At 38.6% G+C, this 7,972-nt stretch carries 10 protein-coding genes; 9 read left to right on the top strand and 1 reads right to left on the bottom strand.

Features of this window, described 5'->3' with window-relative positions; genetic code table 11:
• Positions 1-5: 5 nt before the first annotated feature.
• Entirely contained in the window at positions 6-518 is a 513-nt protein-coding gene (locus H5186_RS02710; RefSeq protein WP_182794095.1) for a hypothetical protein, read from the bottom strand.
• A 137-nt stretch (positions 519-655) separates the two neighbouring features.
• Between H5186_RS02710 and H5186_RS02715 the strand changes: the two genes are divergently transcribed.
• The 9 genes from H5186_RS02715 (at position 656) to H5186_RS02755 (ending at position 7,970) form a co-directional block, all read left to right on the top strand.
• The gene (locus H5186_RS02715; RefSeq protein ID WP_145242935.1) at positions 656-1,711 is read left to right on the top strand and encodes a phytanoyl-CoA dioxygenase family protein; all 1,056 of its coding nucleotides are present in this window, start codon (positions 656-658) and stop codon (positions 1,709-1,711) included.
• A 551-nt stretch (positions 1,712-2,262) separates the two neighbouring features.
• Positions 2,263-2,937, top strand: a complete 675-nt coding sequence (locus tag H5186_RS02720; protein ID WP_145242937.1) for an aspartyl/asparaginyl beta-hydroxylase domain-containing protein — start codon at positions 2,263-2,265, stop codon at positions 2,935-2,937.
• Positions 2,938-2,944: 7 nt separating this feature from the next.
• Positions 2,945-3,454, top strand: coding sequence for a GNAT family N-acetyltransferase (locus H5186_RS02725; RefSeq protein WP_145242939.1), 510 nt, complete (start codon positions 2,945-2,947; stop codon positions 3,452-3,454).
• Between the two features lie 29 nt (positions 3,455-3,483).
• Complete coding sequence (locus H5186_RS02730) at positions 3,484-3,765, top strand: DUF6916 family protein (RefSeq protein ID WP_054205190.1); 282 nt, start codon at positions 3,484-3,486, stop codon at positions 3,763-3,765.
• Positions 3,766-3,823: 58 nt separating this feature from the next.
• A complete protein-coding gene (locus H5186_RS02735; RefSeq protein WP_145242941.1) occupies positions 3,824-4,369 on the top strand; it encodes a phage tail protein in 546 nt (181 codons plus the stop codon).
• 14 nt (positions 4,370-4,383) lie between these two features.
• On the top strand, positions 4,384-4,914 hold the full coding sequence (locus H5186_RS02740; RefSeq protein ID WP_054205192.1) for a phage tail protein: 531 nt from the start codon (positions 4,384-4,386) through the stop codon (positions 4,912-4,914).
• Positions 4,915-4,926: 12 nt separating this feature from the next.
• The gene (locus H5186_RS02745; RefSeq protein ID WP_054205193.1) at positions 4,927-5,463 is read left to right on the top strand and encodes a phage tail protein; all 537 of its coding nucleotides are present in this window, start codon (positions 4,927-4,929) and stop codon (positions 5,461-5,463) included.
• A gap of 277 nt (positions 5,464-5,740) precedes the next feature.
• Positions 5,741-6,832 (top strand): S8/S53 family peptidase, encoded by a 1,092-nt coding sequence (locus H5186_RS02750; protein WP_259398578.1) that lies wholly within the window; start codon positions 5,741-5,743, stop codon positions 6,830-6,832.
• Complete coding sequence (locus tag H5186_RS02755) at positions 6,822-7,970, top strand: TIGR03032 family protein (protein WP_259398577.1); 1,149 nt, start codon at positions 6,822-6,824, stop codon at positions 7,968-7,970. The genes H5186_RS02750 and H5186_RS02755 overlap by 11 nt, the downstream gene beginning before the upstream one ends.
• Positions 7,971-7,972 lie beyond the last annotated feature (2 nt).

Raw genomic sequence — 7,972 nt, forward strand, 5'->3', positions numbered from 1 at the left:
CGTATTTATTGTAATTTTTTTAGTTGAGCTTGTGTGTAGGCGTCATCTCTAAGCCACCTCAACATGTTTGGATAACCGTTGGGGTGATCAGGTTGTTCGCACATAAACCATGAATACAACAGCGGATAGCCAAACCCAGTATTATTGCTAAAAGCGGTTATTAAGCTAGCTGAACTGCCTCTATAACCGTGTTTATGAAATAAAACATCGGGTGCAATATTTAAGTAACAGGCTGCGGCCCATGACCATGCAATCGCGGTCATTTCTTCAGCGGCTTGGTGATCATGGTTTTTCATATCGCCGGTTAAACAGGTTCTGTTTGTCTCTGAGGTTACTGCAATATGCCCTGCTTCATGAAGGATGTCACCAGGGTAGAGGCATTTTTCTAAATCAAGTAGTAAAGTTCCCTGGGCTACTTTAATTCCCGGCAAAAAAGTCTTTTCGTTTAACGTTTGATACCTGTGCTTTATTCCAATATGAGTAACAAAGGCGAGAATTTTTTCAATCTCAGTGTTCATACCACTCCCTGTATTTAGCAATTACAATTGTTGCTTACAGTAATATAGCACTCTATTCTAACTAAGTTTAGTTAGCGTTAATAAATCAATTTAAGGTGTTTTGCTTGTCTAAAATCAGGCAAGAAAAAGGAGTTATTATGCAAAATGAATTGATAGCAAAAGTGCCATCTCTGCACACAACAGCGCAGAGCATACTACCTTGTTATAAAGAAACTGGGCGCTTAGGTCTATTTCAATTAAAACGAATGTGGCACAAAGCGCAATTACAAAAACAAGGCTGTGCGGATAAAAAAATAATAGAAGGCGAATGGTCGCTTGATGTCATGATCATGGATACTTTAGGCTTAGGGCTCACACCGACGATAGAATTCATTTTTTCATCGGATAGTTTTTTAACGTTCGAAAACTGGGTAGAACAGCGTTATGGCATAGCTATTTCAAATACAGTTAAAAGTAAGTTAAATGAAAAGGTAGCAGCATTTTTTCAGCAAAAAGACCCAAAACAACAAAAAATATTACTAAATCAGCCTCGTCATTATGTTTTAACGTCACAGCAGTGGCAAAGCTGGGATGATAATGGTTACGTTATTATTCCTGAGTTGGTGGAAAAAACGCTATGTGAAAACGTTTGTAATATGATTTATGAACGTTTGAATATGGATAAACACAATCCTGCTTCATGGTACCGAAATCATGATCTTAAACAAGGAGTTATGGTACAAATTTTTAATGATATAACAATGCAAGCTATTCGGAAGCAGCCTCAGGTGCGGGATGTTTTTGAGCAACTGTGGGGTAAAAGTAATTTAACTGTAAGTACTGATAGGGTTGGTTTTAACCCGCCAGAGACATTGAGTTGGCAGTTTCCCGGGCCAAATCTGCACTGGGATATTAATTTTAATAAACCGCTCACCTTTGCAACGCAAGGGTTACTGTACCTTACTGACGTTACCGCTGATCAAGGTGCGTTTAGTTGTGTTCCTGGTTTTCATAAAAAAATAGACGGCTGGCTTGCTAGCTTACCTAAAAACACCAATCCACATCATTTTAATTGCCAACAATGGCACAGTACGCCTTTGCCTGCAAAAGCGGGCAGTTTAATTGTTTGGCAACATACACTGCCGCATGGTAGTTGTCCAAATAGGACGAATAGTCCTCGAATTGTGCAATATATAAATATGAGCTCATTATAAAGCTAAGCAAATCAAGCCTGCAGTTATTTATAAGAATAAAAATGATGCCATGTAATAACGTGTAATGTTTTTTATAACACTCCTGTGCCATGCTCAAGATAATTTAAATTAAGCTGCATTTACTAAGCCTTTTATTTTTTTTATGGTTTTTTATGATGTTTGATATAAGTCAAATAAATTAAAGCTATATAAAATAAATGAAAATTAAAGTTGTACCCTATAGCTTTTAAACTAAGCTCTTAACTGAATGTAGCATTAATTCCCTAATAGAATTTAGCACGATAATTGGATATCAAAGGAATATTTCAGTATGGAAGCACAAAGTTCACAGCTTACAAAGCGTTTACGGCGCGCAAAACCAATAATTTGTTATTTAAAGTCTTTACTTAAAATGCAATTAGAGTCATTTGCTAAAGCCGTTATAGTGAGTGAAAGTAGCTCAACATACCGCAACAATATACATACAGAAATCGATTTCACCCCCATCCTGTATACACTTTGTTTTAAGATTAAATACTTGCTCATTCATTCTCTTCGTTTGAGAACAAATAATGAATGATGACATACTTATTCCTGAAGTTGTTAATGCTGGTGAGAATATAGTCTCTCCAGTCATTTCGTTTGCCAAGCTTGAAATTTTTTATAATGTAAAAAAGATGTCTGCCGATTTGCTTGTAGCAAAAAAATTAGAATGGGTTAGACATGTTAATACCCAGTGTTATCAGGGCGATTGGGATGTATTGCCTTTAAGAGTGCCTGTTGAACATGCTGATAAGCATGTGATTCTGCAATCTTTCGCAATTGAGTCTAGCTCAAGTTTTATTGATGGCGATCACCTTCAATATTTACCTTCTATTAGTGAGTTATTGTCACAATTTAAATGTAATATTTTATCTGCACGGCTTATGCGCCTTTCCCCCAACTCTTTGATTAAACCCCACCGAGACCTTGGATTGAGTATTGAGCTATCAGCCCAGGCACGTATTCATATTTCTTTAGAGACATCTGAACATGTTGAATTTTTAGTGGATGATTTAAAAGTTCCAATAAGTCAGAGCAGCTGTTGGTATATAAATGCCGATGCGGAACATTCTGTAATAAATACTGGTGATACACCAAGAATCAACCTTGTCATAGACTGTAATGTTAATGAGTGGTTGTTGGATTTAATTATGAACTCTAAAGAAAAAACATATTGTAGTAAAAAAAGTAAGCTAAGGAGCTAAAGAGGTAATGAAACTTAATATTCCTAAGGGCTTAAATATAAGACCGTCAAATGCAAACGATAAGCCTTTTTTAGAAAAGCTGCATAGTTTAATGCGACAAGACTTACAGTTAATTGATGGCGAAAAAGATTTTGTAGAGTCAATTGTGGAAATGCAGTTTAAAGCTCAAACCCAAGGGTATGGAGATAAGTTCCCCAATGCAATGTACTTTATTATTGAAAAACATCATGAAGCAATCGGTAAGGCAACCATTGATTTTGGCCCAAATGAAATTCGTATCGTCGATATTGGCTTTTTACCAAGTGCGAGAGGGCATGGTTTTGGCTCAGCGATAATTCAATCGTTTCAAAGTGCCGCATTACAATCTGGTGCACCTTTAACACTGACCGTTGAGCAACATAATTTTGCTGCTAAGCAGTTGTATGCGCGTTTAGGGTTTCAAGTTGAATCAATTAGCCCGCCATATGAATTTATGGCGTGGTACCCACACCCAGTGAAATTAATGAGTGGTGTGTGACTAAGCGAAGTTAAACACAGGAGTTGAATATGGAAAAGTTTACGTTTGAAAATGTTGAAAGAGCACAAGGGTCAATTGTTAAGGTTGCTGGTCAAGATGGTGAAGTAGAGTTAAAGGTATCATCAGTTGATAGAACAAAACTGAATGGGGAACAATGGGATGCATTTCGTGTTTTGCTTAAAGGCTCTGCAAATGAACCTTTAGAACAAGGCACATATAGACTCACACACGATGCATTTAATGATGCAGAGCTGTTTCTATCACCAAATAGCGAAACTGAGTATGAGATATACATCACGACACAAAAATAGTACTTCGTGTTTAATAGACTAAATTATTCGTTTAATAAAAGTGAGTAGGGAGATTTATATGGCTGATCCGTTTATATCTGAAATACGACCATTTGCGTTTGATTTTGCCCCAAAAAATTGGGCATTCTGTAATGGTGGAGTGATCGCAATTACACAGAATGGGGCACTGTATGCTCTATTAGGGACTCAGTTTGGTGGTAACGGAACAAGTGATTTTAAGTTACCGGACTTACGGGGGCGCACGCCTATCGGTAGTGGGTTTTTGAGCACTGAAAACCGTCCCTTTTATGCTGGAGATAGTTCAGGGGAGGAAACGGTTAGGTTAACGTTAGATGAAATGCCAGCGCATACGCATGCAGTAAAAGCTACGGCTAGCATAGCCGCTAATAGCCCCGCGTTTACAGATCGTATATTTTCTGAATCAAAGGATAATAAGGGTACCTCAGCTGAACCTTTCGTATACGGTTCATCGTTAGATTTGACAGAACTTGCTCAGGATGTTGTTAGTAGTAGCGGGAGTGGGTCGCCACATACTAATCTTCAACCTTTACTCGTACTTAATTTTTGTATTGCACTGGAAGGTACCTTTCCAGCTAGAAATTAAAAAAGGAAACTAGCATGTCTGAGTCATTTGTCGGTGAAATAAAAATGATTGCTACTACATTCTCACCTAGGCAGTGGGCATTTTGTAGCGGGTCTACTTTTTCAATAAGTCAAAACCAAGTGTTATTTGCATTGATTGGCGCACAATATGGCGGTGATGGGCGCTCGTCATTTATGCTGCCTGATTTAAGAGGGCGTGTACCCGTACATTTTGGGCAAGGCCCAGGATTACAACCTTACCCTATAGCGCGTCAGGCTGGCGTAGAAAAAGTGACGCTTCTACCACAGCAGATGCCAGCACACACCCATAGCTTGCAGGCAAATAATAATCGTGCAACTACATCTACAGCCATTGGTAATGTTTTGGCGAGAAGCCCTGCAACTGAGTCAACTTATATATCAGGCGCTGTCACGGGAGAAAGTCAGCAACTAAATGACGCTGCAGTTGAAACTGTGGGTGCTAATGAGCCGCATACTAATATGATGCCTTATTTGGCTATACATTTTATTATTTGCCTCAACGGCCTCTTCCCATCAAGAAATTAAAGGAGAAATATTATGGCTGAACCATTTATGGCTGAAATTAGAATATTTGGTCTTACGTATAGTCCTAGAGCTTGGGCTAAATGCGCAGGGCAAATACTCAGTATTTCACAATCTACAGCGCTATTTAGTTTGCTGGGAACTAATTTCGGTGGTGATGGACGAACAACATTTGGAGTCCCTGATTTACAAGGCAGAGCACCAATGCATGCGGGATCAGGGATAGGACTAACGACTCGGCCATTTTCTACCTTTGGTGGTGTTAGCCAAGTAGCGTTGGCCCCCATACAGCTACCTAAGCATGACCATGTTATTTCAGGTGTATTTCAAGCTGGTAATACTGACCAACCAAGTGATAATCAACTTGCAATAGACGTTGCCTCCTCAGGTGGTGCACTGCGATATACTGCGCCACTGGATAGTAATACAAGTGCTATGAGTAGCAGCAGTTTAGCATCGTCAGGTAAGAGTCAGCGGCATGAAAATATGCAACCTAGCTTAGCGTTAAACTTTTGCATTGCACTAGATGGAATTTATCCACCAAGAAATTGATGTGTGAGAATACAGATTTTAGTTTGAAATCTGTATTCTACATATGATGAAAAACCATTATGTTTGTGCAGGAAGTAAGTTATATGTTGTTTGAAAGAGCTCTGTTGGTTGTTATTTACTTATGTTGAAATACCTTAATTGGCATATTGTTTTCAGCTGTTTAATTATAGTTGTGTGCTTATTTGCAAGAGATGTATCTGCTCAGGCGAGTTTAGACAAGCTGCAATTTAAAAGCTCTAAAGGTAGTGTTGTATTTGCCAAGCATGACAGTAATTTTTTGATTGATGATGCAGGGAAGATGTACGCTTTTAACAAAAAAATAATAATACTCTCTTTGCTATCAGTCGATGAGATCTCACAGCTACATGATGAAATAAAACAAGTTCAAGTAATCGCTAATATAGGAAGTGAATTGGTTTACTGGGTAACACCTAGACCCGAATATTTTTTTGATGTTTATTTAGCGTTAAGCAAACATCAAGATGTGCTAGAGATCGAACCAGATATTGCACCTGTCACAAAGTTAGTTACGTCAGGAACAAGCAGGCAGACTAGCAGCGTGCTTGTGTCACAAAATGCTCCTTTATGCGATAAACCAGAGAATACTGTGCGGGTTGCAATTATTGATGACGGCTTTGATTTTACTCACCCAGAGTTTGATGATTTAACAGTATTGTTTGAATATGATCCTGATGAAAAAACACTGGCAACCAGTGCTAAAAACCCAACTGATTACCATGGTACACGTGTTGTTGGAGTTATTGCTGCAAAGCAAGATAATATAGGGGTTGAGGGTTTCGCACCGACTAGTGAAATAATAGCTATCAGGCAAGTTTCAACATGGTCATCTTCTATAATATTGGCATTTCAGGTCGCTAAGTTGATGAAAGCGGATGTTATCAACTGTAGTTGGGTTTTACCGTTATTATCGGGTATTACGTCACTGGTAATTGAGAATGTTGCATCTGCATCAAATGCACCTATTATCGTTGTTTCAGCAGGAAATTCGGGTAAGAAAGCTTGTGAAGTCAATCATCTATCGGCATTAAGTTCAGTGGTTGTTATAGGGGCAATAAATAAAAATGGGAATGTTGCTGAGTTTTCTAATTATGGGCAATGTGTTGATTATTACGCCCCTTCTTCAATTGCATCAACGTCACTTAATGGGTATGTAAATTTTGGTGGCACCTCATCATCAGCCGCTATTGTTTCAGGCGTTGTGGCACAGCTAAAAGCATGCGGAGTTGAATACCCGTTAACAAAATTAACGATGGTTGAAAATATTTTGCCTGCACATGTAGTTAATAAAAATAATATAAAGAGTGTAACTTTGATTAGATCAAAAGGTAGTGAAATTAATGAGCACTGAAATGGAACCGTTAGATTTTAGTAGCACCCACAGTGACAACTTCCCAAAAATATTGGCTCAGTTGGGCGTATCGTTGATTGCGACAAGTTATCAATCACAACGTGTTATTTTAGTGCGTTCCAATAATGGCAAGCTAGAAACAAAATTAAAGGCATTTCCAAGACCAATGGGACTTTATGCCGACGAAAATAGGGTCACGCTTGGAACACTAAATCAAGTAATCGACTTTCAAAAAACACCAAGTGGTTATGCTGATGTTATTAATGGGAACCTTGATCGTTATGAAGAGTTGCCAAAAAAATTACAAGATAATGAACTCAGAGATAGCCCCAAATTTCGTGAAGAGTGGGATGAACAAGTCAAAAGTGTAAAGGCAGCCGACAGTTTGTTTATAGAAAGAGCGACTTTATCAACAGGTATGATCAACATCCATGATATTTGTTGGGGTAATGATGGTTTGTGGGTAGTTAACTCGATGTTCTCTTGTTTAAGTAAGTTAAGTCCTGACCATAGTTTTGTCGCTGCTTGGGTGCCGTCGTTTATTTCAGAACTGAAGCCGGAAAATAGATGCCATTTAAATGGCATGGCGTTGTTAGATGGTGTGCCTCGTTATGCTACAGCCTTTAGTGAATCAGATACAGCACAAGGTTGGCGTGAAGAGCTAGGGAATAAAGGGGTGCTTATTGATGTCGTTGAAAATAAGGTCATCAAATCAGGTATTTCAATGCCACATTCGCCAAGATGCCACGCAGGCAAGGTGTATTATTGTGCATCTGGAGATGGCGATATTCATGTATACGATCCAAAGTCAGGTACTAATAGAGTTTTATGTGAGTTGCAAGGTTTTACAAGGGGAATGACGTTCTTTGGTGACTTGATGCTTGTCGGTACGAGTACATTACGTAAATCAGAAGAGCATATTCGCTTTAAAGCAAACCCAAGATTATTAGATGGGAAAAGTGTGTGCGCAATATGGTTAGTGAATGTAAATACAGGTGAGGTGGTAGGTAATTTGACTTTTACGGGTGATGTAAAACAGATTTACGATATTGCTGTTGTACCGAACAGCAGGAAACCAGAGCTATTTCAAAGCTCAGACGCGTTGTCTAGCCATATTTTTGAATTTTGTCGAGGATGAGT

The organism is Pseudoalteromonas sp. SG41-2, assembly GCF_014164535.1.
Lineage (GTDB): Bacteria > Pseudomonadota > Gammaproteobacteria > Enterobacterales > Alteromonadaceae > Pseudoalteromonas > Pseudoalteromonas rhizosphaerae.